This window comes from Leptospira bouyouniensis (assembly GCF_004769525.1).
Classification (GTDB): domain Bacteria; phylum Spirochaetota; class Leptospiria; order Leptospirales; family Leptospiraceae; genus Leptospira_A; species Leptospira_A bouyouniensis.
Genome location: NZ_RQFT01000003.1, coordinates 302,002 through 328,098, shown reverse-complemented (window position 1 = coordinate 328,098; position 26,097 = coordinate 302,002). Strand labels below are relative to the sequence as shown.

Genomic DNA, 26,097 nt, shown 5'->3' with positions numbered 1-26,097 from the left:
CGAATTAATGTTTTCGCAAGAACAATTTCAAAGAAACTGACGGGAAGGGAAAAGTCAATGTTTGGAAAAATTCATGAAATCTATTCATCCATTTCTGGAGAAGGAATCTCACAAGGTGTTCCGACAGTATTTGTCCGATTTGCAGGTTGTTCCCTTCGCTGTGGAAAAACCGAATCAAAATCATTATGGTGTGACACTCCCTATGCACTCGGTCCAAACCAAGGGGAAACTAAAACAGTATCCAACATCATGGATGAAATAGAAACCTTGGACAAAAACCATGGTTATCAAATTTTACTCACTGGTGGAGAACCACTGGAAGGAAAAAACCGAGACCTTTCGATCACCATAGCACAAACTATTTTTTCCTACCGAACAAAACATGGAAAACCATATCCAGCATCCCGTGTGGAAACAAATGGCAGCGAAAAAATAACCCTCGATCCATTTTTTATTTTTACCATGGATTATAAACTCCCTGGTTCTGGGATGGAAAACCGTATGGACTCAGAAAATTTCCAGATCTTAGAAAAGAGACATAATTCACTTGACGAAATTAAGTTCGTTGTGCGAGATAGAATCGACTTTGAAAGAAGTATCGAAGTCATTCGCGAACAAAAAATACAGACAAATATATTGTATTCGCCAGTCCACGGTGAAGTGGATGCCAAAGAACTAGTTGAATGGATCAAAATAGACAACCCACCTAAGTGTCGTTTGTCGCTTCAAATTCATAAAGTTCTTTGGGGAAATCAGAAAGGAGTTTGATGGATATCCCTACTCAGTTAAGTTTAGATTTCGAAACAACGGTTGAACCAAAACAATCGAAAGAGTATGGTTTTTTAATCGACGAACCTGAGTTAGGTCTTGCTAGAATCACGAAAGAAACTCCAACTTCCGTCGAACTATTCTTTGAATCCAAAGAAATATTTAGAACAGTAAACAAATCAAATCGTAATTTACAATTTTTAAACCAATACCCTGAGTCTTTGAGAGTTTGGGAAGAATTTCCAAAAGCTATGGAACTTGCTCTCACGGCAAGCCAGCTGAAACTCACTTACAATTTCAATAAACTATCTTCACTTTCAAATTCTAGAACAAGATTATTACCTCACCAAATTGAATCCACTTTCATCGTTGCCAATAGTTTAAAACCACGGTTTATTTTGGCTGATGAAGTTGGGCTTGGTAAAACAATCGAAGCTGGACTTGCAGTAAAGGAACTTATGTTCCGTCGTGGTCTCAAACGGGTTTTAGTCGTCGCTCCATCACCTCTTTTAGTCCAATGGCAACAAGAGATGAAAAACAAATTCAATGAGGAATTTGCTATTGTTCGTCGTCGAAATTTTGTTACGAATGGACCCGATCATTGGAGAAATTTTAATAAAATCATTACCTCCATCGACTTTATCAAAAATCCAAGGTATGCTGAAGAAATTTTAGGAACCAAGTGGGATATTGTTGTCTTTGATGAAGCCCATAGACTTCGTCGCGACTATTCAAAAATCACACGTGGATACTTATTTGCTGAAAAAATTGCACGTAAAACAGAATGTTTGCTCCTACTCACCGCTACGCCGTTTCGAGGAAAGTTAGAAGAGTTATTCTATCTCATGCACTTAGTGGATCCAAATATTTTAGGACCCTATCATACCTTTATCAATGACTATGTGGTAGGTCAAAAAGGGGATTTAAAAGAAAAGATTTCTAAGGTATTACTCCGCCGTCGTAAAGTCGAAGTAGGTGGTTTTACAAAACGTTTTGCCAAAACAGTTCGTATTGATCTGTCTCCCATTGAACGTGCATTTTACGATGAGACCACTGAATATGTAAAACGAGAATACAATATGGCAATGGGAACCAAAAACCGAGCGATTGGTTTTGTGATGGTTGTCTTTCAAAAATTATTGGATTCTTCCGTCATAGCACTCCTATCTGCCCTTCAAAAAAGAAAGTTTATGTTGGAATCCAAATTCCATTACATGAAAGAACACGAAACCAACTTAGATGATTGGGATCTGGATGAAACAGAAGGTGTTGAAGATTTTATAACAGAACTAGAAGACGAAGAGATGTCTAGTTTCCAAAGGATCAAACGTGAGTTATTCACACTCAATCGTTTGATTCATTTAGGGAAACAAATCAAAGAAGATAAAAAAACCCAAAAGTTAAAAGAAACTCTCTACCGTTTGAAGAAAGAAGGTCATAAAAAGTTTATCATCTTCACACAATTTCGAACCACACAAGATCATTTACAATCCGTTCTCGAACCTGATTTCAAAGTATCTCCTTTCCATGGTTCACTTAGTATGGATGAAAAAGAAGTCGCAATTCAAAAATTCAAAGAAGACTATGAAATTCTGATTTGTACAGAAGCTGGTGGAGAAGGGCGTAACTTACAATTTGCAAATATTTTATTCAACTACGATCTACCTTGGAGCCCATTAAAAATTGAACAAAGGATTGGAAGGATACATCGTTTTGGCCAAAAGGATAATGTATATATTTTCAACTTTGCGTCCAAAGACACAGTAGCGGAAAGAATCCTAGAAGTTCTCACAAACAAAATTCGTTTGTTTGAAGAATCCATTGGAGCATCTGACGATTTACTCGGCACAATTGAAGAAGAATTGGATTTTAATTCAAGTTTAATGAAGTTCGTAACAGGAACCAAAACCAAAGAAGAATTAGAAACAGAATTTGACTTACGTATCCAAGTAGCCCAAAAAGGATTCGAAAAACTGAATGCCCTTGTAACACCTAAAGTTTTAGATTTTAATTTAAAAGATTATTACGACCACACTTTAGAAGAAAGAGAATGGAATAACTATCACTTAGAAGAAGTGGTTTCCGAAGGTTCTAAATTTTTCCAAAATCAACTTCCAGGTTCATTGACCGTCACTGGAAAAGGAAGTTATGAATACAAAAACGCTGAAGGAAAAACCAAAAAAGCAACATTTGATTCTGACTTAGCTTTAACAAATGATTCACTTGAATTTATGGCTTTTGGTCATCCGTTTGTTGAAAAAGTAACCGAACTTCTAACACAAAGTAATGTTGGTCGAAAGAAAAAATATATTTTATCAAATAATCTTTCTCAAAAGATTTTATTCATTTTCCAAGTGGAATTTGAATTTTCTCTAAAACGCAAAGATTTATTCTTTATCGAATATGATTTAAAGAAAAAGAAATCTCTTGTTTTGTCAGAAAAACCAAAAGATTGGGTGGAAGGAAAAACTTACGTTCCGGAAAAAGAAATCCCACTTTCAAAACTCGAAGAAGCATTTATCCAATGTTTTCCAATCGTCGAATCAGAAGCAGAAATCAAAAAAGAAACATTGAGAAAAGAAACACTTTCAATTTTCCAAAAGGAAGAATATAAAGTGGAACTCTCGCATCAAAAAACTATCCGGCAGTTAGAAGAAAAACTTATGAGACAAGAAGCTGCTTATAAATGGGACAATCGTCCAGAAAAAAAAGCAGTCCTTCATAAAACCATGAAAGAAATCCAAAGAGCAAAAGACGAATATACTGTCGAAATGCGGAAAATCAAAAATGGAGCAAAAATTTTCCATAAGATCCAACTCTTCCAAACATACATCAGTATTTAATTTCATTTACATAGAATTGAAAATTTAAATAATTTGGGAATGTCCTTCCCAAAAATAGCCTTCTGGAAACAAATTCTCATCTCTTTAGTGTTAGGTTTGGTTTTTGGAATTTTATTAAATCCAGAATCTGGCTTTGTAAAATCTGATCAAATCAAACCATATTTAAGTTGGTTAAAACTTCCAGGTGATATTTTTTTAAATCTATTACAAATGATCATGGTTCCCCTTGTGATCGTTTCGATTGCACTTGGAGTTTCGAGTTTAAAGAATCTGAAAGATCTTTGGAGTTTAGGTAGTAAAACCTTAGTTTATTTTATTTTTACTACTGTTGTTTCAGTAAGTATTGGGATTTTACTGACTTCGCTGACCAAACCCGGTTTCAAAATCCAATCCAATATTCAAAATCAATTGACACAAAGTCAGATGACTTCGATTGAAAAAAAAGAAAAGGAAGAAACGATTCCGGAAATCATCGCAAACATTATACCTAAAAATATCGTTAATGTTTGGTCCAAACAGCAGATGTTATCCATTGTATTCTTGGGAATGATTCTTGGAGTCTTTTTTCTGACTTCGAAAGAATCGGGTACTACACTCAAAACGTTTTTCTATTCTTTAGAAAGTTTTTGTTTATGGGTCGTTTCTACAGCAATGAAAATTGCACCACTTGCAGTATTAGGTCTTATGAGTTATGCAATGGTTCAAATTGGTTTTTCTTTGGTTTATGGACTTCTCACTTATATCCTGACTGTGTTAGCTGGACTTTTTATCATCCTTTTATTTTATTCTTTGATGGTGTTCTTTTTTACAAAGCAGAATCCTTTTGTATTTTTTAACCAAATCCGTGAAATACCGATTTTAGGATTTTCTACATCAAGTTCAAGTTCCGTGTTACCTTACTCATTAAAAATAGCCAAAGAGAAGTTAAGGTTAAAAGAATCAGTTGCCGATTTTGTTCTGCCACTTGGCGCCACCATCAATATGGATGGAACCGCATTGTACCAAGCAGTAGCCACAGTTTTTCTAAGTCAGGTGTACCAAATTGAATTAAGTTCAGTAGATTTGTTTTTGTTAGTTGGAACTGTTACAGCGGCTTCTATTGGTACGGCCGCAACACCTGGAGTAGGTCTTGTGATTTTATCTTCTATCCTATATACCTTTCACATTCCCATCGAAGGCATCACAATTCTTTTTGGTGTTGACCGGTTTTTAGATATGTGTAGAACTTCAGTAAATCTTACTGGTGATCTATCTTGCGCTTACATCATGGACCATATCTGGAAGGAAGAAAAACAATTATGAAAAAAATTAGATTAATAATTTTGATAGGAATGTCTGTATTTTTGATTCATTGTGACAAAAAAAAAGATCCCATCAATGACCTAGAAACAAATCTCCTATGTACTTCCTTTGCAATTTGTAACGGAGAAACACCAGCGAAAACGGGAATCATCGGAGATAGTTGGACAGATATTTTATTTGGATTTCCAATTGTCGAAACACTTAGACCTCAATTAGAGAATCGCTTTAACTACAAATTTGCTGGGGCAACACTTGGTGGCAAAACTTTACAACAAGTAGTTAGCCAAGGACTTCAGTTCCAAGTCATCGATCAAGGTGGCGCAGATATGAAAGTTGTTTTACTTTCATTGGGTGGGAATGATATCCAAGCCAATTTAGCCGAATACATTGGAAATGTAAATGCTGTCCAAGCCCAAAGATTTGCAACTATCAAAGCTAATTTAAAACACCTGATCATCACAGGAAACGCATACAAAATTGCAAGATTCGGTGGACCACCTATCAAATGGATCATCCACGGTTATGATTACCCAAATCCATATATGCCCGCAGTCATTGCTGGTTCCGATGAAGGTTGTAAAACAAAATTTGATAGAATTGGTTTAATTGTTCCCGATGCAGCAGTTTTTACTTCAACACAACTTGATGCCTTCAATAACTTACTTGTAGAAATCACTAGAGAAGAACCTTCGCTTATCTATGTAGATTTACGTAATACTTTGGGTGGTAAACCAAATTCGAGAGCGGAGTTGATGTTGGATTGTATCCATGCAAACAATATAGGTTATACTTTACTCGCAGATAAGTTAGCAAGATTGATTTACCCTGTCACCAATATAGGATTTTAACAATGAAACAAACATACTTAGTATTAATTTTATTTTTTACATTCGTATCGAATATTTATTCACAGTACAATAATAAAGGTTTTGCTCATCCTTTGCAAATTGAACCTGTTGCGGTTTATTCTAAGGTAAGAGGAAACTTAGGTTATTGGGATAAAGACTTTAACCAAGTCAAAGAAATTAATAAAAACGTCAGTATCGAAGGTGAATATAAATTTAATGAATCATTTTCTGTAATCTCATCTCTTGGTCGAACAGAATACTCTCAAACAGATACGGCAAAAGAAGTTACGTGGGATCGTTATAATGTTGGTCTCAAATATGGTAAGATTTTTGAGATGGGTAGCTCTCAATTTTTAATTGGGGGCGGTTTGCGTATCTACGACAAAAAGAGAAATTCAGTTTTTCGTGAATATGAAAATCCCGATTATTATTTGATCCGACCAAATTTTGGTTTTGGATACAAATACGGGATTTTTCAAATCATGACTGAATTTCGTTACCAATCTGAAACCAACAAACATGGAAGAGAATCCAAACTGGAAGAATTCAAACGATACTACCAAGTCGGTATTGCTCCGAGTTTTGCCATTGCCGATTCAGTAAGAATCTTTACTGAATTAGAATACAGAGAACCAATCGATAAAATAGCGGATAAAAATCTTCGTTATTTCAATTTTTTTCCTGGAATTTCAATGAATACAGAAAGTTTAGGAACCTTTAGTTTTAGTTTATCCTTTGGAGTGCTTCCAAAAGCAGACAATGCGATCGATCGAGGGATTCGATTTTCGTATTTTTACTTCTTTGATACCAACTAAAACTCTATGAAGGTTTTCTTCTGTTTCCTTTGGATGTTGTTGTTCATAAATTGCCTCAGCATCCAAATTGGAAATCCTTCCTTCACTCTATTGCAAAATAAAGGTCAATCAGGTTGGCATTCCCCTGGAAAAATTCCAGTTCCGAGTGAAACCTACGTGGAATCTTGTACCACCAATTACTTTGGTCTAGTGAGCATTGGAAACGCAAGTTATGACTGGGTTTCCAAAAAAAACCATTTCAAAGAAATACATAGTTTGGATCATTATTATAAGAACCAATACTTCTTTTTCCAAGAACTTTGCCTTAGGATCACGGGTGTATGAAACAAAACATCGATTCACTGAAAGAGTTTTCTAAAAAAATTAAGAGTGGTTTGATTTATGAAGAAATTGAATCTAAACTTAAAGAATTTCATTCTAAAAAAACAAACAAACCTAACAAATCTTTGGATGTATTGACAGATAAAATTCGAAAAAAAGAAGAACAGATCGAAAAACTGTATGATGACATTATCCAACTACAAAACAAACTATCGAACCTATTGGACAAAGAGCTCCAAAAATAAACCATATAATCAGATTCTGTTCGTGTTTCTCTTGCCTATTTCTATGAACAAATTCATTTCAAGACATACTATTTCAAGTTTCCTGATGATTCAAAAACACAAGTTTGGTACATTGCAGTTCCAGTTGGTTCGAAATGTATCTTTGATCATCCTCACTATTGTTTTTCAAAATTGTGCAAGTTCCGGATTTGGAACCCAAGGCCTTCTCTATGAAAACCAAAGGATCTCAATCATGGAAACGGGTAGTCCTACGACAAAAGAAGGTTTTTCTTGTGCCAAATCCTATTTAGGACTGATTGCTATGGGGGATGCATCCATTGAAGAGGCTCAAAAACAAGGAAACATCAAAGAAATTACGTCAATTGAATTAGAAACCTATAATTTCCTCGGGATTTACGCAAAACTATGTACGGTAACAAAGGGAATTTAGTCGAAACTAAGTATAGAGTTGAAGTTTATGTGGAAAAAATTCAGAATCATATTCGTTTTTATTTTTTCTACTTTCCAATGTATACCTGAACCTTCGCCGTCCCTACTTGGCGTTCTCATCTTACCACTCGTCACACAAACATCTGGAAACTTTACCATTGAATCCACATCACCTACAAATGGATCAACTGGAGTCTCATTAACCCCAACCATTTCCATTGTGATGACACAAGCAATTGAACCAACTTCACTCAATACAAATATATCTTGTTCCCCTTCTTGCCCAAGTTTAACCGGAGGTTCTTCTAACAGAACCATCACTCTCACTCCAACAAGTGCTCTTACTTCAGGGGTGACCTATACGATCACACTCAACCAAAACATCCAATCCATCTTTGGCCTCACACTTGGGACCAATACCAGTTTTAGTTTCACCACACTCTAAAACAAAAAAGCCGACGTTTCCGCCGGCTTCTCATTTGTTAAAATTTATGGACTTATTCTAGCCCATAAATTTGTGTTGGCACTTTCAATCTGGATCACACCAACAGTATGATATTGTTTCCATCCTTATTTAAAGAAATTTAAAACAATACCACCTTTTGTTACAAAAAACTCAGCAAACACAAGTGAGGTGATCGCCATAAGTTTGATCAGAATATTGATCGCTGGACCAGATGTATCTTTGAATGGATCACCTACGGTATCACCAACCACTGCTGCTTTGTGTTTTTCAGAACCTTTTCCGCCTGCAGTTTTTTCAATGTATTTCTTCGCATTGTCCCATGCCCCACCTGAGTTAGCGGAAGAGATCGCAAGAACAACACCAGAAACAAGAGCTCCAGCAAGTAGACCTGCAAGGGACTTTACACCAAACAAATATCCAACGACAATTGGGCTTAAAAGAACTAAAAGACCTGGAGGAATCATTTCCCGAAGAGCTGCAGAAGTAGAGATATCCACACATTTTGCATATTCAGGTTTTGCTTTTCCTTCCATAAGACCAGGGATCTCTTTGAATTGACGGCGAACTTCTTTTACCATATCAAGGGCTGCTTTTCCAACAGACTTCATTGTCATCGCAGAGAAAATAAATGGTAACATTGCACCGAAGAGTAAACCACCAAAAACCAATGGATCTAAGAGTTCGATGGAAGTTAAATCAATCGCACCTTCCCCCATTTCTTTGGAAGCATTTTGTGTTCTTGTGATAAAGGCTGCAAAAAGAGCTAAGGAAGTAAGAGCTGCAGATCCAATCGCAAAACCTTTTCCAACAGCTGCTGTTGTGTTTCCAGCTGCATCCAAGTTGTCAGTGCGGTCGCGAACTTCTTTTCCAAGTTCTGCCATCTCAGCAATCCCACCCGCGTTATCAGACACAGGGCCGTATGCATCAATGGTCAGACCAATCGCAATGGTAGAAATCATACCGATGGCTGCAATGGCAATTCCGTACATACCAGCAAGGATATTGGAAACCACAATCACAATCACAAGTAAAATCACTGGAATGACAGTAGACTTATAACCAAGTGCTAAACCGTATATGATGTTTGTGGCAGCACCAGTATCACATGCATCAGCTACTTCACGAACTGGTTTGTAAGAGTGTGATGTATAAATTTCTGTAATCCAGCCGATGAACATACCAGCAAACAAACCTAATGCGACTGAAGTGTAAACATCCCATTTAGTGATGGTTTTGTCGCCGATTTGGAAACTATCAATCATAAATAGGTCAGTTGCAAAATACAATGCACCTGCAACGATAAATGTAGAAATCCAAAGTTGGAGTTTGAGAGCTTTTTCTACGTTTCCACCTTCTTTCACTCGTGCAAAAAATGTTGTGATAAGGGAAGCAGGGATTCCAATCGCAGAAATTAAAAGTGGGTATAAAAGTGCAGAGTTATTATCAGCGAGGGCTGATGCGGTAGCACCAATCACAAGGGCTGCACAAGTTGCTTCAGCAGCAGAACCAAAAAGGTCAGCACCCATACCAGCGATATCACCTACGTTATCTCCAACGTTATCAGCAATGGTTGCTGGATTACGAGGGTCATCTTCCGGGATTCCTTTTTCTACTTTTCCGACTAAGTCAGCTCCAACGTCAGCTGCTTTTGTATAAATACCACCACCCACACGACCAAAGAGGGCAACGGATGACCCACCAAGACCAAAACCAGCAAGGGATTCCATAAGGATGTGTTTTGCGACAGTAGGATTAGCTCCAGTGAATAAAAGGAAAAGTCCAATCATCCCAAGGACTGCAAGACCGATGAGACCAAATCCCATAACCGCTCCGGAGTCAAACGCTACTCGGAACGCCTTGGAAAGAGATGTTTTTGCCGCTTGTGCCGTTCTAACATTTCCGGCTGTTGCGATCTTCATTCCAATAAAACCAGAAAGGCAGGAAATAAGGGCTCCCGAAACAAAAGCGATCGAAGTATAAATGCCTTCATTAAATTCTGTCTTAGGGTTATCTAATAAAAGGTAAATGAGAACTGTCATGAAGCTGATAAAAAGCAGAATGACTCGGTATTCTCTAAGCAGGAAGGCCATAGCCCCTTCTGCGATCGCGGCGGAGATTTCTTTTAATTTGGCGGTTTCTTTTTCGTTGCCACCCTCTGCGCCCACTTGGATTCGAACGACCCTAGCGGCGTAGAAAATCGCCGTGGCTATGGAAACAAGCGCCATGACGATAATGATTAACTCTACATTCATGAGATCCTCTTTTGAGATTGTTTATTTGTATTTCTAAGATATTTTAGAAGATGACCGATGAGAATCCATAGATGATACTTCGGTCTAGGAGAATATGGCAAATTAGTGTTCTGGTAACAAGTCTATTTCTATCCTTTTACCCAATTTTAGCGGAACCAGAACCCCTAAACCCGGTAAAAGCATTTTATGGCTATGAGGACTTACTCCGCATGGCTGAGGACAAAATCACCCAAGAAACACCCGCCAAAGCATTTGATTTTCTCATCAAAGCCAAAGAATTAAACCCAGATCCAGATTATCGGTATTATAATTTGTCGGCCGAGGCACATATGAAACTCGGTCAGGTTTATGATGGAATTCATGCTTACGAAGAATCCATCAAACGGAAAAAAGACCAATTGGATCTGGTTTTATTCATTGCTGATTTTTATGAAAAAGAAAAAAAACCAAGAGAAGCGCTTCAATTTACCAAATTTTACTTAGAACAAAAACCGAATGCAAAGTACAGACTGTATCTTGCTGCCATCCTTTCTCGGCAATTGGGGTTAGAAACGGATTACGAATCGTATATGAGTATTCTCGAATCTGATAAAACTTTTGTATCAGAAAAAGATGCCCTACAAACAAGCCTTCTCAAAAACATTAAAAATAGAAAATGGAAAGAAGCGGATGATTTGAGTCTTCGGTATCTTGTTTATTTTCCAAGAGAAGAAGGGATGTACGAAACTTTAATCCTAGCAAGGCGGGGTCGGAATTCAGAATTTTTAGAACAAGCTTACATCTGGACATCCACTGTATTTTTAAAAGAAACAAGATACTTCACTCGGTATGGAGTGTTTCTGCAAGAGAAACAAAGGTATCTAGAATCTTTGAGTTTGTTTCGTAGAGGTTTTTACAATCTACTTAAGTATGATCCAAACTCAGATGCAAAAGAAATTTTATTTCTCATCCGCCAAAGTTATGCGAATCTCGGAAAAGACCGCGACACATTAGCAATCGATTCTCTTGTCAAAGATTTTATAAACCAAAAAAATCTCAAAGCAACTGAATTGGAAAACCATGTAGCAACGTACCGTAAAAACAGAGAGTATTTACTATTTTCTATCTATTGGTTTTCAACCCGAGATGAAGCAAAAACAAACGAATACAGAAAAAAACTAAAGGAGAGAGATTTGGAATTTGAAGAATCAGAATTCCTGCGAGTGATGGGACCCTTTGCCGCTCTCCCGCAGGAATTATAGATTGTTTGTCTAACTGTGATACTTTTTTTTGTCATCAATCAAAGATTGAACAACGGATGGGTCGGCAAGTGTACTAATGTCACCTAACGTATCAAATTCGTTGTTGGCAATCTTACGTAAAATTCTACGCATGATTTTTCCAGAACGTGTTTTCGGAAGGCCTGGCGCCCAGTGGATCACATCGGGCCTTGCAATTTTCCCAATTACCTTTTCCACCATCGCAATGAGTTCTTTTTTCAATTGGTCGTTTGTGACAACACCTTGTTTCACCGTTACATAGGCATAAATCCCTTGCCCTTTGATGTCATGTGGGAATCCAACAACGGCTGCTTCCGCTACCGATTTGTGTTCCACAAGAGCACTTTCTACTTCTGCAGATCCAATGCGGTGTCCTGAAACGTTGAGAACATCATCCACCCTTCCTGTGATGCGAAAATAACCTTCTTTGTCACGATTGGCACCATCCCCAGTAAAATAATATCCTTTGAATTGGGAAAAATAAGTGTCAAAAAATCGTTTTGGATCTCCATACACACCACGCATCATAGAAGGCCAAGGTTTTGCGATACAGAGATTTCCTGAAATTTCGCCTTTCTCTTTGATCTCCACACCTTCATTGTCCACTAACACTGGCTTGATGCCGTAAAATGGCCAACTAGCCGAACCTGGCTTTTGTGGGATGGCACCAGGGATTCCAGAAATCATAATCGATCCCGTTTCCGTTTGCCACCAAGTATCAACAATAGGGCATTTGGATTTACCAATATTGGCATAATACCATTCCCACGCTTCCGGATTGATTGGCTCTCCAACCGATCCGAGTAACCGAAGTGATGCGAGTGAACGTTTTTTGATCGGTTCCAACCCCTCTCGCATCAGAGCTCGGATGGCAGTCGGAGCAGTATAAAACACAGTGACTTTGTACTTATCAATGACGTCCCAAAAACGACCCATGTCAGGGTAACTCGGGACCCCTTCAAACATTAAAGATGTGGCTCCATTGGAAAGTGGTCCATACAAAATATAACTATGACCTGTAATCCAACCTATGTCTGCTGTACACCAATAGGTATCCGTATCTTTATAATCAAAAATGGTGGCAAAGGTTAAATTTGCACCTAACAGATAACCAGCGGTTGTATGTAATACTCCCTTCGGTTTGCCTGTGGAACCAGAAGTGTATAAAATAAACAGGGGGTCTTCCGAATCCATTGGAACAGCAGGGCAATCTTTTTTCACCTCAGGGTCTTTCATGAGGTAATGGTACCAATGGTCACGACCTTCTTTCCAATTCAGATTTCCTTCATCACCCGTTCGTTTGACAACGATGACATCGTTCACTTTGAACTTGGTTTCAGCAAGAGCCGCATCCACATTTTTTTTCAGTTCAATGGGTTTACCACCGCGATAACCACCATCGGCAGTGATGACCAAGGTTGGTTTACAATCTTCAATGCGACCAAGAAGTGCTTCTGGAGAAAAGCCACCAAAGACAACAGAATGTACGGCACCGATGCGAGTACAAGCAAGAGTGGCGATAGCAAGTTCAGGGACCATCGGAAGGTAAATAAGAACCCTGTCTCCTTTTTTCACTTTGAACTTCTTTAAAACGTTTGCGAAGTGATTCACTTCTCTATGTAAGTCGTGGTAAGTGAGGACTTTGGATTCGTCTGGATTGTCACCTTCCCAGATGAGAGCAGCTTTGTTTTTTAAGGGAGAGTTAAGGTGTCGGTCTAAACAATTATAGGAAACATTCAGTTTCCCACCCACAAACCATTCTACTTTTGCTTTTGCAAAGTCATGTTTTAAAACTTTGGTCCATTTTTTAAACCATGTTAGGCGTTTTGCTTGTTCCGCCCAAAATTTTTCAGGTTTTTCAATCGATTCTTTGTATTTTGCTTTGTATTCTTTTAAGCTAACGTTTGCAAGTTTGGCAAATTCTTTGGATGGTGCCACGATTCTTTCTTTCGGCATTGTGTCCCTCTAGAGGAAAAAGACTGAACTTTTTTGAAAAAAAGTCCAGCATGAATCAGAAAAAAAGAATTTAAAAATTGAACTTAATGGGAACCGGTTCGGATCAAATCTAAAAATTCGCTGCGGGTTGTTGAGTCCGTTTTAAACAAACCGAGTAAACTAGAAGTGAATAATTCTGAGTTTTGTTTTTCCACGCCGCGCATCATCATACACAAATGTTTTGCTTTGATGACAACACCCACTCCCAGCGGATCCAAAGTTTCTTGGATGGCTTGAGCAATTTGGTCTGTTAGCCGTTCCTGTACTTGTAATCGTCTCGCAAACACATCAACAATCCTTGGAATTTTACTAATTCCAATGATCTTTTTATTTGGAATGTAGGCAACATGAGCTCTTCCGTAAAATGGAAGCAAGTGGTGTTCGCATAAGGAATACATTTCAATGTCACGAACAAGAACCATACCTGTAGTGTTCTCTTCAAAGATAGCACCATTCACCAATTGGTTGATGTCAGCCTTGTAACCACTTGTTAAAAAATCATAAGCTTTTTTGACACGATTAGGAGTTTTGACGAGACCTTCTCTGTTTGGATCTTCACCAATTTGTTTAAGGATTTCTTCGATTAAGTTTTCCATCCGATTCCTTTTTGAAAGTAAGTTCCTTGTGAACCTGCTTTTCAAAATTTGAATGCAGAATATTCACTACTTATTTGACTAGACTTGAGTTCTCAGGAAAAGATACATTTCCTTTTTTTAATTCGAAAGGACATAATCAACATTCAAATGCAAAAAAAAATTGGCTATGATGCAAGGATGATCGAAAATTCTGGGATCGGAATTCGCATCCAACATATTTTAAAATTTTGGTCTTTAAATCCAAAGGAAGCCAAATTGTATGTCTTTGGTGATCCAAGTCGTTTAAAAAAATATGCCCTACCTAAACATGCTGAAATCATTCCCTATCTAACAAAGATTTATTCCCACCAAGAATTTTTTGGTCATCCAAAAATGGCTGAAATGGATGTGTTAGACATCCCACATTTTAATGTACCACTTCGTTACCTTCGCAAATGTAATGTTACGATCCATGATTTGATTCCATATCATTTCAAAGAAACACATGCATCTTTATCCAAACGAATCTACTTACAAATTGTACTACGATCAATCAAGTGGTTTGCAAAATCCATTATTGCTGTTTCGAAATACACGAAAGATGATCTCATCAAAAGTTTTGGATACCGAAGTGAAAAAATATCAGTTGTTTATAATGGAATCGATTTAAATAATTTTGCAAAACGTCCGCAGACAAAGGTAAATACCTTTCTCAAAGAGTATCATTTACCAAACCAATTTCTGTTTACTGTAGGGATTGGAAAATCGCATAAAAATTTTCCCTTTTTATTGTCCAATCTTGAGGAATTATGGAAGCAAGGTTCTCTTAAACTTCCATTGGTGATAGGAGGGATCAGCAAAGAGATTCCAAACGAACTATTGGATTTCCAAAAACAAAATCCAAAACGAATTTTCTTTTTAGAACATCTCCCGTATGATTTGTTGCCCCTTGCCTACCAAGCAGCAAATCTCTTTGTGTATCCTTCACTCTTTGAAGGATTTGGGTTTCCTGTCCTAGAAGCCCAAACCATGGGAACCGTTGTTTTGTCTTCAGAATCAAGTGTTCTGCCAGAGGTTTTAATGGACTCAGCAATTTTCTTTAACCCAAAAAACAATCAAAGTTTCCAAACAAAATTATTGTCACTACTCTCGAATCAAAAATTACAGAAAGAGATCCAGAAGAAGGGACTTCTGAATGCAAATCGTTTCCAATGGAAAGATGTCCTAAAACCTTATTACCAGATGTACCATTCAATCCTTAAGGAATCGTAATTCGATTTTAGGATAGATTCATTTACCATTAAACTTTTGTTTTATGGTAATATACATAGGAAGTTGACAATATTCCAAAAATTACTAAGGGCGTTATGACCATTGACAAAGGATCACCACTTTGTGAATGAGCAATAGCCGCCGAAAGAAATGTAATTCCAAATCCCGCATAAGCCCATTCTTTGATTTGTGATGGAATTTTTGGAACCAAGAGAACGATTGCTCCTAGTATTTTTGCAATTCCAAGTTCTACCCGAAAGTAATTTGGATACCCAAGGTGTTTAAAACCTTCACTCACTTCTGGGTTTGTAAAATAAGAAACTGCACTAAATACCATTGCTACCGAAATAAGCACAGTCGTGACCCAATAGATTATAGTTTTTAAATTCATTTGATTCTCCTTGAATTTACATTCAATAGCTACTATCTTTTATATAGCTACTATTTCTTAGATAGACGTTTCGAGGAATTGGAGAAAAAAAAATTTGCAAATTTCAAAAATTTCGTTCGGTTGACGACTCGGCTAGGGATAGAGAAGTTAGAAGCAGAGTGGCAAAAGGGAAACCAACAGACTTTCAACCAGACCATACAGAATGTGCCAATCTCATCTTGCCTTTGCGAGATGCCTTAGAGATTCTGAGTGGAAAATGGAAACTGCCGATCATCATGTCCCTATCCTTTGGAAACAAACGATTCAAAGAAATAGGCGAAGAAATCCCTGGCATCACAGATAAGATGTTATCAAAAGAGCTGAAGGAATTAGAAAAAATTCAGCTTATCGACCGAAAGGTCATCGATTCCTTTCCGCCAGGAGTGGAGTATTCCATTACGGCCCATGGTAAATCGTTGGAAAAGGTGATTCTGGAACTATCTCAATGGGCATTGTCCCACCACCAAAAAAACCAATCTCCAAAAAAAGTTAAGAAGTAAAATTCTTCCTTTTTTCTTCCAAAAGTACTTGTCAGTTTTTTGAAAACTTCGAGACTGATTCTCAGAACCATGATCAAGTGTCACTGCGCAGAAGTTTTCTTTGAAACCATCTTAAATGTTGTCAAAGAATCGAACCGCCCTATATTAGAGGTCGCCCGTGAGATGGGAGCGGCAGATACTTGTACGGCTTGTGTTCCGGATATGTTAGCCTTCATCGAACAGGAATTGGAAGGTCAACTTGCAGGAAATACAAATCATTGATTCCGATTTGATCGGAACCCTCGTTATAAAAGCAAAAAACGCAGAACGAAAACGAACAAACCATAACTTCCACAAACAGGAAGAGGTGTACCAAAGGTTTTTAAACGTTTTAACCAAAAACACTTACATTTCACCTCACAGACATTTGTCGGATCCAAAACCAGAAACTTTTGTTGTGCTCGATGGTGAAATTGGTTTTTTAATCTTCCAAGAAAATGGAGAGATCCAAGAATACCATAAACTATCCTCAAAAGGACCAAAACGAGGGATTGATTTACAACCAGGAGTTTGGCATAGTTTAGTATGCTTATCTGAGACAGCAGTTTGTTTCGAAGGTAAATCTGGACCATATGACCCAAAGATCGACAAAGAATTCCACACCAACTTTCCGTTAGAAGGTGATGAAAAAGTTCCGGAAACCATCAGATTCTTTGAATCCTTCTTTATATGATTCAAAAAAATAGGATTTTTTTCCGGCTCATCCATTTACTTATGTTCACGATTCCCTTATCTTTTTTTTGTAAATCCTTACCTTCTGTGGTTCCGGTGAAAGAACATACATTGGAGTCTATTGTTTCCGATGGTATCATTCGAACATTTCGTTATTACATTCCAAAAAACAAATCCAATACTCGTCTTCCCATTGTGTTTATCTTACATGGTGGAGGTGGGAGTGGGGAAGGGATGATCTATTTGTCAAGGATGTCAGAAAAAGCAGAGGAATATGGTTTTATTGCCGTGTACCCGGATGGGTTCGCAAACAGGTGGAATGATGGTAGAAATATCCCTCACTCTTTAACCGACAAACGAAATACAAAAGATGTTTTATTCTTCCGCGATATGGTCCAATATTTGGACAAACGAATTCCTGTTGATTATAGCCGTATCCATGCGGTTGGAATTTCCAATGGTGGATTCATGACGCAACGTTTGTTATGCGAAGCGCAAGATTTATTCCGATCTGGTTATGCCGTTGCTGCAGTAACTTCAAAAGGCATTGTAGAAATTTGTCCGAATCCACCTACTAAATCCATTGGTTTTATTATGGGGACAGCCGATGATATAATTCCAATTTCTGGTGGTACAGTTTCAATCCCAAAAGATATGTCTCCCAATGCAAGCCGCATCCCAGCTGGAGAAGTTTTGTCTTTTGTGGATTCTCTAAAATACTGGAGTCAAAGTTATACCTGTAAAACAGAAACAAAAGGGAAAAAAAGGCATCTAAACCAATTTTGGAAGCGAGATATCGAATACACTAAATTTTCGGATTGTACACACGATGAAGTGGTAGAAGGGTATTTGATCCCAGGTGGCGGTCATATTTGGCCAAATGGATTCTATTACCAAAATGAAAAACAATACGGTTATTTGAGTAAGGACTTGGATACTAGAGAGATTGTGATACAATTTTTCCGAAAGGCCGATACTAAAGAAAAGTTGGTAAACAATGCACCATTCGGAAATTAGAAATTCATCTACCGTTTTTACCACGCTGGAAACAGGTTCAGGAGATCCTGTCTTTTTTTTACACGGGTTTCCCGATAATCACAAAACCTTTTCTCCCATTATGGAGACAATCGGAAAAAAGGGATTCCAATGTATTGCGCCTGTTATGCGAGGCTATGAAGCATCAACAATTTCCCATGCAAACAAACTCCATGTAGTAGATTTGGTAAACGATTTGCTTGCCTGGATGGAAGATCGCCGTTTTGAAACAGTACATCTAGTTGGTCATAATTGGGGAGCAATTATCGCCTATGCCGCAGGTATGTACTACCCAAATCGTTTTAAATCCATCACAAGTTTAAGTGTACCTCTCCTAAAAACATTCCAAGATTCTTTTTTATGGGCACCTCTACAAACCATACACTCTTGGTATGTTGCTCTTTTCCAAATCCCTTACATTGCTGAGTTAACCATTCGTTCCAATCAATTTGCCTTAGTTGATTTTTTATGGAAGGATTGGTCACCAGGATTCACTCCGAACCAAGACCACTTGGCCGAAATCAAAGCCAATTTCCAAAATCCAGGGATCCTTTCATCGGCGCTTGCTTATTATCGAAACTTGAATGATTTGTTTACCGAATCAGGAAGAGAAAGTATAGTTGGGATTTTTGATACACATGTGACGGTTCCCACACAAGTTCTATATGGCTTAAATGATGGTTGTTTCCATAAAAATCTATTCGAACACCTTCTTGACGAAACCGACTTTCCAAGAGGATTTCGAAAGATTGGGTTTGATCACGCGGGTCATTTCCTACATTGGGAAAAACGAGATGAAGTCACCAAACTCATCTTAGAGTGGTTAGAAAAAAATAACTAGAATTTGGATGAAATCATCGTCTCATCTGTTTGTAGGAGTCTGATTATGTTTCAAAATATGGGATTATACGATCGAATCATTCGTGTTGTGGTGGGACTTGTGTTAGGTGGATTGTACCTTGGTGGCGTTGTGGAAGGAACCACTGCCATTGTATTATTTGTAATTGGACTAGTGATGATTGCCACATCCGCAATCGGATTTTGCCCAGCTTATTTACCATTTAAAATTTCCACAAAAGGAAAATAATCGATTTCAATTTGCTATTTAAATTAGATAAACAATTCACTTTTTGAGTGAGTTGTTTAATTTAATGTTAACCGAACCAATACTTCATAATGATTGGTTCTCGGAAAAAAATCTAAAAGATTCAAACTGTCCAATTGGTAACCGAACTTTTCTAAAGAAGTAATATCCCGACGCAATGTACTGGGATTACAGCTGGAGTAAATCACCGATTTAGGTTTAAAAGTATGAATTGAATCAACAATTCCTTTAGATAAACCGGCGCGCGGAGGATTCACGAGCCAAACGGAATATTTTTTCACTTCTTGCGGGAGTGACCTTTGGAATAAATCTTTTGTTTCATAATGAAACGATTTGATTCCATTCATTTTTGCATTAAACTTTGCATATTCAATACTTTTCTCATGGGATTCAATCCCATAGAGGGAAGATATTTTATCCCTGAGAACAATCCCAATCGTGCCACACCCACAAAATAATTCTAAAACATCTGCTGAGTTTGGGAGTAGGTTTTTGATTTTGGTAAGCCAAGTTTCCAAAAGGAATTGATTGATTTGAAAAAAACCTTTGGAAGGTACTTTTAAGTTTGTGTTGAGAACTTCTACTTCTGTTTCTTCAGAATCATACCTCACAATTTTTTCTTTGGAAATTCTGAGAGAAATGGTTTTATCTGATTTCTGATTTTTTCGAAAGTTAGATTTTTTTGAAATTCTATATTGTTCCAAATATGTATTCGAATTCTCGATTAATAATCGTTTGTCGACATTTTTACAATGAGTGGACGAATTTTGGATGATTCGGTGCGTATTTCTGGCAAATAAACCTATCTTTTTATCGGCGACTTGCCACTGGACATTATTGCGGTAACCTTCACTTCGTCCAAAAAAAACTTCCGTATTTCCATTCCAATTCGGAAACATCGAAGTAAGGAGTTCTGTTTTGAGTTTCAATTCTCCTTCATAGGAAAGATGACGATAACTACACCCTCCGCACTCCAAATAAACAGGACAATCTGAAGGGATTCGATTCGGAGACGGTTCGAGAATGGAGTCAACAATGCCAAACCATTCCCGATTCCCATGTTTGATGACAGTTATGTCTACCAATTCACCCGGTAGTCCACCTTCAACAAACACTGCATGACCATCATGGTGGGCGAGGCAATAACCACCATTGACCCACTTTTCTAATTTAATCCGCAACTTTTCCATTCTCTTTAACCATTCAATGAATATTCATTTGACACTGCACTCGCATTTAACATAACGGATAGGTACTCTTGGAGAAGTGGCTGAGTGGTCTAAAGCAGCGGTCTTGAAAACCGTCGTGGTAATCCCACCGTGGGTTCGAATCCTACCTTCTCCGAGTCGCTGGAGACGTGCCTGAGTGGCCGAAAGGAGCGGTTTGCTAAACCGTCGTACGAGCAATCGTACCCAGGGTTCGAATCCCTGCGTCTCCGAAGTAACCGCCATGAAATTCGCCCAAATCAAAGAAAAATTCGAAACGATCAAAGCCTATTTACTCACAGATGAGGCGGCGAAAATTTTTGCTGCCCTACCACTTTATTTTTCTTGGGTTCCTGTTTTTACCTGGAAAAGACAAATTCCAGAATTTGTGACCATATCTTTGTACTCTGCAGTTAATACCTGTTTGTTTTTATTAGGTTTGGTCCTTGCTCAAATCCTTTCCCTCCTTCCTTTTATTGGGCTTTACCTTGCCGCAACAATCCATCTGCTTTCTATTCTACTTTATCTAGGAATTGCGGGATTTTTGATTTACTCCATCCGATTGCAAAAAACCATAGTGATACCCGTTCTTTTGGACTGGGTAAAAATGCTCCAAGCATTCATTGCGCCCATAGCTCAACTGGATAGAGTATCTGACTACGGATCAGAAGGTTAGAGGTTCAAATCCTCTTGGGCGCGCGTGGAAATCTATGAATCGTTTTTAGAGCGATATTCAATAGAAGTTTCCAAATTCAAAAACGAAATTCCCTCTTATTCTGAGATTCTGACAAAAGAGGGTTATCTCGTTTCAAAATCTTTTAACTCCGTCGAACAAACATTAAATCCAACCAAACATAGTGAACTTCTAGCGATTGAGATGGCTTTGTCTCAAATAAAAGGACGTTATCTCTCAGAACACATTCTCTTAACTGCCTTAGAACCATGTTTATTATGCGCAGGAGCCATTCTCCGAGTCAAATTACCCGAAGTGGTATATTTTGTGCCAGCAAAGCCTGGTGAAGGAATTTCCTCTTACACAACGGAATCAATTTACCTTTTGAACCATTTTCCAAAATGTACTCTCGTTCCAAAGTCTCACATAAAATTTGAATTTCTGAGTTTTTTCAAAGAGAAAAGGTAGAATTCTAACGACCGTTTCTTTTTATGGAAGGCAGTAGAAATCACTGGAGAGATGTCAGAGTGGTCTATTGTGCATGCTTGGAAAGCATGTGTGCCAAAAGCACCCCGGGTTCGAATCCCGGTCTCTCCGCCACTTTTTCCGTCCGCATCTATTCAAAATACTATTCTCAATCAAAATTATTTCATTGCAACTAAGCCATGAATTTTCATTCTCAAAGGGAAACTGAACGATTCGAATCTTATTGAAAGTTGAATACGAACCAAATGAGCGAAAACCACCAAGTACTCTTTCGAAAATACCGCCCACAATTCTTTCGAGATGTGATTTACCAAGATCTCGCTGTTGGTTCATTACAAAATGCGTTCAAATCTAAAAAAATTGGTCACGCTTATATCTTTATTGGTCCACGTGGAGTGGGTAAAACAACGATCGCAAGAATCTTAGCAAAAAGACTTAACTGTGAAAATCCAGATGGTGTGGAACCTTGTAACGAATGTACTTCTTGTTTAGAAATTACGAAGGGAAATTCCAATGATGTATTTGAGATTGATGCTGCTTCAAATAGCGGTGTTGATAACATTCGAGAACTAAGAGAAAATGTAAAATTCAATGCAATGGGTGGCAAGTACCGAGTTTATATCTTGGATGAGGTGCATATGCTCAGCGGCGCTGCCTTTAATGCACTTCTCAAAACTCTGGAAGAACCTCCAGCTCATGTTGTTTTTATTTTAGCGACTACCGAATATCACAAAATTCCTGAGACCATTTTATCAAGGTGCCAAGATTTCCATTTTAGAAAAGTTCCCGTCACTGTTTTACAAAACTACATTGAAACTCTTTGTACGAAAGAAGGATTAAAGTATGATTCAGAAGGGCTTTTTTGGATCGCAAAAAAGGGTGATGGATCCGTCAGAGACACCTTATCTTTTATGGAACAGGCTGTCATTTTCACTGATGGAAACTTAACGGGTGTTAAATTAAGGAAAATGATCGGGTATCATGGTATTGATACTTTCACTGATTTTCTAAACCAATTAATTGATTCCTCACAAAGTGCACAAATTTTTGAAACATTAGAAAATTTATTTCAAGCAGGGATTGATTTAAGTAAATTCATCTGGGATTTTATTGAATTTTTAAATTCCCTATTGTTAATTAAGGACAATTTGGCTGATCGTGAATCAATCAACATTCCTCAAGAAGACCTTCAAAAACTAAAACAAAACTACAGGGAACTTGACCGTGAAATTTTGGTATTACTTGCCGAAAGGATATTCTCAATTCACGAAAGATTGAATTTAATGAAACTTCGTAGTTCATACGAAATGAAAGTTTATCTAGAAATTCAATTTCGAAAACTGATTTTGGACCGAGAGAAACCTAGTATTTCAGGGCTCTTGGCAAAGATTTCAGAACTCACTAAACTTGTGCAAGGTGATATCAGTATCATACCGGACAATGTAGAACAAGTAAATAAACCAACACCTGTACAATCTACGCCCATCACACAAAATAAAATTGAAAGCACACCGGAATCAAAACCCCAAGAAGTGAAACCTCATTCTGAGAAGCAAAACCATAAATTAGAAGATGAAAAAAGTCAAAATCTGAATCCAAAAGTGGCAGTTACCAAACAAGAAGATTCACCCAAAACAAAAGAAAATAGTAATCCTAAGTCCTCACCAGAAGACATGGAAAAATTATTAAAAGAAAAATTCTCTGGAATGGAAGTGGATCCAAACCAATTTAAAAATCTATAAGTCCAAAGGTATGTATGGGAATTTTTGATCAAATGAAACAAATGCGAGAAACCTTTTCGCAACTTGGAAACATCAAAGAAAAACAAGAAGAACTTCAAAAACGATTGGCTCAAATTCGTGTTACAGCATCCGCTGGGGCAGGAATGGTTGAGGTAACGGCAACCGCCGATGGAACTCTCACGAATTTGAATATAAATCCCATTATGTTCAATGCAGATGATAAAAAGATGTTAGAAGATTTAATTCTATCTGCTACCAATGAAGTGCAACGCAAAGCAAAAGAAACAATGGCGCATGAAATGAAGAATGTTCTTGGATTCAATCCAAGTGATTTTGAAGGTGTATTTAACCAAATTCAAAAGGATGGAGGGTTTCCACCTGTCTGATCTACAATTCCAAAAACTCATCCAATCGTTTTCTAGTTTGCCAGGGATCGGAAAAAAAAGTGCAACCCGAATCGGATTTCATATTTTAAGAATGGATCCAACTTCTTTTCAATCTTGGTTAAACAACATTGAAGAAGCAAAATCCAAACTTCGATTTTGTGATGAATGTGGTGGTTTAACAGAAGAACCTATTTGTTCTATTTGCCAATCAGATAGAAGGGACAAAGGAATCCTTTGTGTCGTTGAACAACCCGAAGATATTTTTTTTATAGAAAATACAAAAGAATATTCTGGTAAATACCACGTACTTAATGGTGCGATTTCTCCACTCGATGGAATTGGTCCTGAACAATTACGAATCAGACAATTAATGCAACGATTGGATTCTGGAGATATCAAAGAAGTTCTCATTGCCACAAACCCAACTCTCGAAGGTGATGCAACAGCATCTTACTTATCAACGGTGATCAAACCAATGGAAATTAAAATCACAAGAATTGCCCATGGAATTACTATTGGTGGAACTTTGGAATATTCTGACCAATACACATTAGGCAAAGCAATAAAGTCGAGACTGACTCTTTAATCAAAATAATGCGAAAGTTTTATTTACTTTCTGCTCACTCTTTAATTTTTAATTTTGCTGTATTCAACCATTCGATGACTGAATTCAATGTGAGTCGACCACCTGTATAATCTTTAGGTAAATCGTCCCTTTCTTTGATAAACATTGTATTCGTTAGTATATCTCAAACCTTTTGGATAGGTGCATAGTTGGAAATCAGATCTATTACTTTTAACATCATTTTCTCCCTTATTTTAAAGAGAAATCCATCTCATTCTGAGATTTTACAGTCCATCCCAAAATGAAAAAAGCGAGATTTTAGAATCGATGTTCAAATACGATAAAGGCTTCACGTAACACCCTTCCATACTTTGAATCTAACAAAACAAAAAGTGCATCACCTGCAACAAAATAGCCTGATCGAAAGATGATTTGAAAATCTGAAGTTACGTTATAACGGATATTAAAATTATATTCCATACCCATATAAGTGGAAGTTCGATAACCATTCCTTTCGCTAAACTCTCGATTGATTTTAATTTCAGGTGATTTTGTAGCCCACAATTGGTAATAGCCGAAGGTAAACTGATAAGGTCCAAAGGCAATGATATTGGAATAGAGACCATATTCATTTAAACCTGAAAAACTTGATCCATTAAACAATGCATAACCACCAGTAAAGTCGGTAGCAATGTTAGAAATTGAAAATCCGGGAGCAAGAGTACGATATCCATTACCTTTTAAATTGGCTTCTTGTCCATTTTCATCATAACCTGGTCGACCAGTTGTACCAAGTGCTATTAAATTAAAGTTTAATGATTCATTCCAACGATATGTAAATTGAAAATCATACATTCCACCTTTGATAAAATGACGACGAGTTGTATTATAAATTGTTACATCATTTGAATCATTTACCGCATTTAATTTTTTCACAATTCCAGTATTAAGAATTCCATGTACAATAAATGAGAATTTTTGAAAATTGAATTCATTATGAAGACCATACCAAGCAAGCCTTGCGGTTTCATTATCTGTTTTATCATTGTCATCTAAAAAATATGCATAAACTTCATTTCGAATGTTTCGAAAGTATTCAAATTTTAATCGGTTATAATATATGTTTGAACTTTGGTAGTTTTTATCAGCAAATCCGTTTTTATCAACATCCAAAAAACTTTGATCACGTGCACGAAGTACCCCACCTTCTAGAGACAATCTAAGGAATTGAAAATTTTTTAAAATACTAACACCTGTTCCAGTGGAAAATAAAACACGACCCTGTGCCGAACTAAATAATTGTTGTCCAACTTTGATAAATAAACCAGATTCAGGGATACGAAAATTTAAGTATAAAAAGTTAGTTTGTACATTGACTGCGGCTGTTCTTCCTCGTTCCCCACCCGACCCAGGACCAATGAGACCAGGATCAAAACCATCTGGTCCTGTAGCCCTTAGCCCACGACCACCAAAAGGAATATCACCCACTTGCATTCCCCAAATACCTTCCACATATTTGTTTGCGGAAAAACTCATGTTATAAAGAAAACGAGAATCATAATAACTTACGTCTTCTTTCCGGGGTGTGATTTGACTCGGTAAACCTTTTTGCCTTCTTTCTAAATCCGCTTGAATTGTTTCTTGCTCTGATTGAAGTCTTTCAGCATTTTCCTTTTCCAAATTTGTGATTGGAGTGACTGGAGTTTTTCGTTCTAATAAAACATCACGACCTACATTTGTAGCACGAACACGAAAAGAACCATTGAAATTCATAATCGTTCTTTGTGATTCTTCTTCCTGTGAAAATAAAAAACCCATCGGTAGAAAGAATAATAGGATAACAGTAAATAAACGTGTTAACATTTTGAA

General features: G+C 37.4%; 27 protein-coding genes and 4 tRNA genes. 25 read left to right on the top strand and 6 right to left on the bottom strand.

What is annotated here, in order from left to right:
* Positions 1-57: 57 nt before the first annotated feature.
* The 9 genes from EHQ43_RS03190 (at position 58) to EHQ43_RS03150 (ending at position 8,016) form a co-directional block, all read left to right on the top strand.
* Entirely contained in the window at positions 58-768 is a 711-nt protein-coding gene (locus EHQ43_RS03190; protein ID WP_135770127.1) for a 7-carboxy-7-deazaguanine synthase QueE, read from the top strand.
* Positions 768-3,611: a DEAD/DEAH box helicase gene (locus tag EHQ43_RS03185; protein ID WP_135770126.1), complete on the top strand. Its 2,844-nt coding sequence runs from the start codon at positions 768-770 to the stop codon at positions 3,609-3,611. The genes EHQ43_RS03190 and EHQ43_RS03185 overlap by 1 nt, the downstream gene beginning before the upstream one ends.
* A gap of 39 nt (positions 3,612-3,650) precedes the next feature.
* Positions 3,651-4,913, top strand: a complete 1,263-nt coding sequence (locus EHQ43_RS03180) for a dicarboxylate/amino acid:cation symporter (protein ID WP_135770125.1) — start codon at positions 3,651-3,653, stop codon at positions 4,911-4,913.
* A complete protein-coding gene (locus EHQ43_RS03175) occupies positions 4,910-5,761 on the top strand; it encodes an SGNH/GDSL hydrolase family protein (protein ID WP_135753939.1) in 852 nt (283 codons plus the stop codon). The genes EHQ43_RS03180 and EHQ43_RS03175 overlap by 4 nt, the downstream gene beginning before the upstream one ends.
* A 2-nt stretch (positions 5,762-5,763) precedes the next feature.
* Complete coding sequence (locus EHQ43_RS03170; RefSeq protein ID WP_135740166.1) at positions 5,764-6,576, top strand: hypothetical protein; 813 nt, start codon at positions 5,764-5,766, stop codon at positions 6,574-6,576.
* A gap of 33 nt (positions 6,577-6,609) precedes the next feature.
* Positions 6,610-6,900, top strand: a complete 291-nt coding sequence (locus tag EHQ43_RS03165) for a TRL-like family protein (RefSeq protein WP_244242663.1) — start codon at positions 6,610-6,612, stop codon at positions 6,898-6,900.
* Entirely contained in the window at positions 6,897-7,142 is a 246-nt protein-coding gene (locus tag EHQ43_RS03160; RefSeq protein ID WP_135740168.1) for a hypothetical protein, read from the top strand. The genes EHQ43_RS03165 and EHQ43_RS03160 overlap by 4 nt, the downstream gene beginning before the upstream one ends.
* Positions 7,143-7,227: 85 nt before the next feature.
* Positions 7,228-7,572, top strand: coding sequence for a TRL-like family protein (locus tag EHQ43_RS03155; RefSeq protein WP_135770124.1), 345 nt, complete (start codon positions 7,228-7,230; stop codon positions 7,570-7,572).
* A gap of 27 nt (positions 7,573-7,599) precedes the next feature.
* Positions 7,600-8,016 carry an Ig-like domain-containing domain gene (locus tag EHQ43_RS03150; RefSeq protein ID WP_208730871.1) on the top strand — a complete coding sequence of 139 codons (417 nt, stop codon included), beginning with the start codon at positions 7,600-7,602 and terminating at the stop codon, positions 8,014-8,016.
* 125 nt (positions 8,017-8,141) lie between these two features.
* Here EHQ43_RS03150 and EHQ43_RS03145 read toward each other — a convergent pair whose 3' ends face one another.
* A complete protein-coding gene (locus EHQ43_RS03145; RefSeq protein ID WP_135740171.1) occupies positions 8,142-10,289 on the bottom strand; it encodes a sodium-translocating pyrophosphatase in 2,148 nt (715 codons plus the stop codon).
* Positions 10,290-10,498: 209 nt separating this feature from the next.
* Here EHQ43_RS03145 and EHQ43_RS03140 point away from each other — a divergent pair, with 209 nt between their 5' ends.
* The gene (locus tag EHQ43_RS03140; protein ID WP_244242620.1) at positions 10,499-11,530 is read left to right on the top strand and encodes a tetratricopeptide repeat protein; all 1,032 of its coding nucleotides are present in this window, start codon (positions 10,499-10,501) and stop codon (positions 11,528-11,530) included.
* A 9-nt stretch (positions 11,531-11,539) separates the two neighbouring features.
* Here the strand turns inward: EHQ43_RS03140 and acs are convergent, their stop codons facing one another.
* Positions 11,540-13,504 (bottom strand): acetate--CoA ligase, encoded by a 1,965-nt coding sequence (gene acs, locus EHQ43_RS03135; protein ID WP_135770123.1) that lies wholly within the window; start codon positions 13,502-13,504, stop codon positions 11,540-11,542.
* Between the two features lie 83 nt (positions 13,505-13,587).
* A complete protein-coding gene (gene folE, locus EHQ43_RS03130) occupies positions 13,588-14,139 on the bottom strand; it encodes a GTP cyclohydrolase I FolE (RefSeq protein ID WP_135740174.1) in 552 nt (183 codons plus the stop codon).
* Between the two features lie 147 nt (positions 14,140-14,286).
* On the opposite strand from folE, the gene EHQ43_RS03125 reads away from it, so the two are divergent.
* On the top strand, positions 14,287-15,390 hold the full coding sequence (locus EHQ43_RS03125) for a glycosyltransferase family 4 protein (RefSeq protein WP_244242619.1): 1,104 nt from the start codon (positions 14,287-14,289) through the stop codon (positions 15,388-15,390).
* A gap of 28 nt (positions 15,391-15,418) precedes the next feature.
* Here EHQ43_RS03125 and EHQ43_RS03120 read toward each other — a convergent pair whose 3' ends face one another.
* Complete coding sequence (locus EHQ43_RS03120; RefSeq protein ID WP_135740176.1) at positions 15,419-15,781, bottom strand: DoxX family protein; 363 nt, start codon at positions 15,779-15,781, stop codon at positions 15,419-15,421.
* A gap of 158 nt (positions 15,782-15,939) precedes the next feature.
* On the opposite strand from EHQ43_RS03120, the gene EHQ43_RS03115 reads away from it, so the two are divergent.
* The 6 genes from EHQ43_RS03115 to EHQ43_RS03090 all read left to right on the top strand — a co-directional run bounded on the left by EHQ43_RS03115 (position 15,940) and on the right by EHQ43_RS03090 (position 19,153).
* Entirely contained in the window at positions 15,940-16,320 is a 381-nt protein-coding gene (locus EHQ43_RS03115; RefSeq protein ID WP_135740177.1) for a winged helix-turn-helix transcriptional regulator, read from the top strand.
* A gap of 69 nt (positions 16,321-16,389) precedes the next feature.
* Positions 16,390-16,581, top strand: a complete 192-nt coding sequence (locus tag EHQ43_RS03110; protein WP_135740178.1) for a (2Fe-2S)-binding protein — start codon at positions 16,390-16,392, stop codon at positions 16,579-16,581.
* A complete protein-coding gene (locus EHQ43_RS03105; RefSeq protein ID WP_135770121.1) occupies positions 16,559-17,032 on the top strand; it encodes a WbuC family cupin fold metalloprotein in 474 nt (157 codons plus the stop codon). Before EHQ43_RS03110 ends, EHQ43_RS03105 begins: the two co-directional genes overlap by 23 nt.
* Entirely contained in the window at positions 17,029-18,048 is a 1,020-nt protein-coding gene (locus EHQ43_RS03100) for a CE1 family esterase (protein ID WP_135753933.1), read from the top strand. The genes EHQ43_RS03105 and EHQ43_RS03100 overlap by 4 nt, the downstream gene beginning before the upstream one ends.
* Entirely contained in the window at positions 18,029-18,907 is an 879-nt protein-coding gene (locus tag EHQ43_RS03095) for an alpha/beta fold hydrolase (protein ID WP_135770120.1), read from the top strand. The genes EHQ43_RS03100 and EHQ43_RS03095 overlap by 20 nt, the downstream gene beginning before the upstream one ends.
* 45 nt (positions 18,908-18,952) lie before the next feature.
* A complete protein-coding gene (locus tag EHQ43_RS03090) occupies positions 18,953-19,153 on the top strand; it encodes a YgaP family membrane protein (protein WP_015677400.1) in 201 nt (66 codons plus the stop codon).
* Between the two features lie 56 nt (positions 19,154-19,209).
* Here the strand turns inward: EHQ43_RS03090 and EHQ43_RS03085 are convergent, their stop codons facing one another.
* Positions 19,210-20,361 carry a class I SAM-dependent RNA methyltransferase gene (locus tag EHQ43_RS03085; RefSeq protein ID WP_135770119.1) on the bottom strand — a complete coding sequence of 384 codons (1,152 nt, stop codon included), beginning with the start codon at positions 20,359-20,361 and terminating at the stop codon, positions 19,210-19,212.
* A gap of 70 nt (positions 20,362-20,431) precedes the next feature.
* Between EHQ43_RS03085 and EHQ43_RS03080 the strand changes: the two genes are divergently transcribed.
* The 8 genes from EHQ43_RS03080 to recR all read left to right on the top strand — a co-directional run bounded on the left by EHQ43_RS03080 (position 20,432) and on the right by recR (position 24,249).
* A tRNA-Ser gene (locus tag EHQ43_RS03080) sits at positions 20,432-20,515 on the top strand.
* A gap of 7 nt (positions 20,516-20,522) precedes the next feature.
* Positions 20,523-20,609: transfer RNA gene (locus EHQ43_RS03075), tRNA-Ser, on the top strand.
* A 392-nt stretch (positions 20,610-21,001) separates the two neighbouring features.
* Positions 21,002-21,075: transfer RNA gene (locus tag EHQ43_RS03070), tRNA-Arg, on the top strand.
* A gap of 1 nt (position 21,076) precedes the next feature.
* Positions 21,077-21,517 carry a nucleoside deaminase gene (locus EHQ43_RS03065; protein ID WP_135740183.1) on the top strand — a complete coding sequence of 147 codons (441 nt, stop codon included), beginning with the start codon at positions 21,077-21,079 and terminating at the stop codon, positions 21,515-21,517.
* A gap of 45 nt (positions 21,518-21,562) precedes the next feature.
* A tRNA-Ser gene (locus EHQ43_RS03060) sits at positions 21,563-21,649 on the top strand.
* 131 nt (positions 21,650-21,780) lie between these two features.
* Positions 21,781-23,277 (top strand): DNA polymerase III subunit gamma/tau, encoded by a 1,497-nt coding sequence (gene dnaX, locus EHQ43_RS03055; protein WP_135770118.1) that lies wholly within the window; start codon positions 21,781-21,783, stop codon positions 23,275-23,277.
* Between the two features lie 20 nt (positions 23,278-23,297).
* A complete protein-coding gene (locus EHQ43_RS03050) occupies positions 23,298-23,663 on the top strand; it encodes a YbaB/EbfC family nucleoid-associated protein (RefSeq protein WP_208730904.1) in 366 nt (121 codons plus the stop codon).
* Positions 23,641-24,249, top strand: a complete 609-nt coding sequence (gene recR, locus EHQ43_RS03045) for a recombination mediator RecR (RefSeq protein WP_135770117.1) — start codon at positions 23,641-23,643, stop codon at positions 24,247-24,249. The genes EHQ43_RS03050 and recR overlap by 23 nt, the downstream gene beginning before the upstream one ends.
* A gap of 297 nt (positions 24,250-24,546) precedes the next feature.
* On the opposite strand, the gene EHQ43_RS03040 is transcribed toward recR, so the two are convergent.
* Positions 24,547-26,091, bottom strand: coding sequence for a hypothetical protein (locus EHQ43_RS03040; protein WP_135770116.1), 1,545 nt, complete (start codon positions 26,089-26,091; stop codon positions 24,547-24,549).
* Positions 26,092-26,097: the final 6 nt, after the last annotated feature.

Bases quoted from the DNA above. Each gene is read 5' to 3' on its own strand.
- EHQ43_RS03190 (WP_135770127.1), top strand. From the start codon at position 58: ATGTTTGGAAAAATTCATGAAATCTATTCATCCATTTCTGGAGAAGGA.
- EHQ43_RS03185 (WP_135770126.1), top strand. From the start codon at position 768: ATGGATATCCCTACTCAGTTAAGTTTAGATTTCGAAACAACGGTTGAA.
- EHQ43_RS03180 (WP_135770125.1), top strand. From the start codon at position 3,651: ATGTCCTTCCCAAAAATAGCCTTCTGGAAACAAATTCTCATCTCTTTA.
- EHQ43_RS03175 (WP_135753939.1), top strand. From the start codon at position 4,910: ATGAAAAAAATTAGATTAATAATTTTGATAGGAATGTCTGTATTTTTG.
- EHQ43_RS03170 (WP_135740166.1), top strand. From the start codon at position 5,764: ATGAAACAAACATACTTAGTATTAATTTTATTTTTTACATTCGTATCG.
- EHQ43_RS03165 (WP_244242663.1), top strand. From the start codon at position 6,610: ATGTTGTTGTTCATAAATTGCCTCAGCATCCAAATTGGAAATCCTTCC.
- EHQ43_RS03160 (WP_135740168.1), top strand. From the start codon at position 6,897: ATGAAACAAAACATCGATTCACTGAAAGAGTTTTCTAAAAAAATTAAG.
- EHQ43_RS03155 (WP_135770124.1), top strand. From the start codon at position 7,228: ATGATTCAAAAACACAAGTTTGGTACATTGCAGTTCCAGTTGGTTCGA.
- EHQ43_RS03150 (WP_208730871.1), top strand. From the start codon at position 7,600: ATGTGGAAAAAATTCAGAATCATATTCGTTTTTATTTTTTCTACTTTC.
- EHQ43_RS03145 (WP_135740171.1), bottom strand. From the start codon at position 10,289: ATGAATGTAGAGTTAATCATTATCGTCATGGCGCTTGTTTCCATAGCC.
- EHQ43_RS03140 (WP_244242620.1), top strand. From the start codon at position 10,499: ATGGCTGAGGACAAAATCACCCAAGAAACACCCGCCAAAGCATTTGAT.
- acs (WP_135770123.1), bottom strand. From the start codon at position 13,504: ATGCCGAAAGAAAGAATCGTGGCACCATCCAAAGAATTTGCCAAACTT.
- folE (WP_135740174.1), bottom strand. From the start codon at position 14,139: ATGGAAAACTTAATCGAAGAAATCCTTAAACAAATTGGTGAAGATCCA.
- EHQ43_RS03125 (WP_244242619.1), top strand. From the start codon at position 14,287: ATGCAAAAAAAAATTGGCTATGATGCAAGGATGATCGAAAATTCTGGG.
- EHQ43_RS03120 (WP_135740176.1), bottom strand. From the start codon at position 15,781: ATGAATTTAAAAACTATAATCTATTGGGTCACGACTGTGCTTATTTCG.
- EHQ43_RS03110 (WP_135740178.1), top strand. From the start codon at position 16,390: ATGATCAAGTGTCACTGCGCAGAAGTTTTCTTTGAAACCATCTTAAAT.
- EHQ43_RS03100 (WP_135753933.1), top strand. From the start codon at position 17,029: ATGATTCAAAAAAATAGGATTTTTTTCCGGCTCATCCATTTACTTATG.
- EHQ43_RS03095 (WP_135770120.1), top strand. From the start codon at position 18,029: ATGCACCATTCGGAAATTAGAAATTCATCTACCGTTTTTACCACGCTG.
- EHQ43_RS03090 (WP_015677400.1), top strand. From the start codon at position 18,953: ATGTTTCAAAATATGGGATTATACGATCGAATCATTCGTGTTGTGGTG.
- EHQ43_RS03085 (WP_135770119.1), bottom strand. From the start codon at position 20,361: ATGGAAAAGTTGCGGATTAAATTAGAAAAGTGGGTCAATGGTGGTTAT.
- dnaX (WP_135770118.1), top strand. From the start codon at position 21,781: ATGAGCGAAAACCACCAAGTACTCTTTCGAAAATACCGCCCACAATTC.
- recR (WP_135770117.1), top strand. From the start codon at position 23,641: ATGGAGGGTTTCCACCTGTCTGATCTACAATTCCAAAAACTCATCCAA.
- EHQ43_RS03040 (WP_135770116.1), bottom strand. From the start codon at position 26,091: ATGTTAACACGTTTATTTACTGTTATCCTATTATTCTTTCTACCGATG.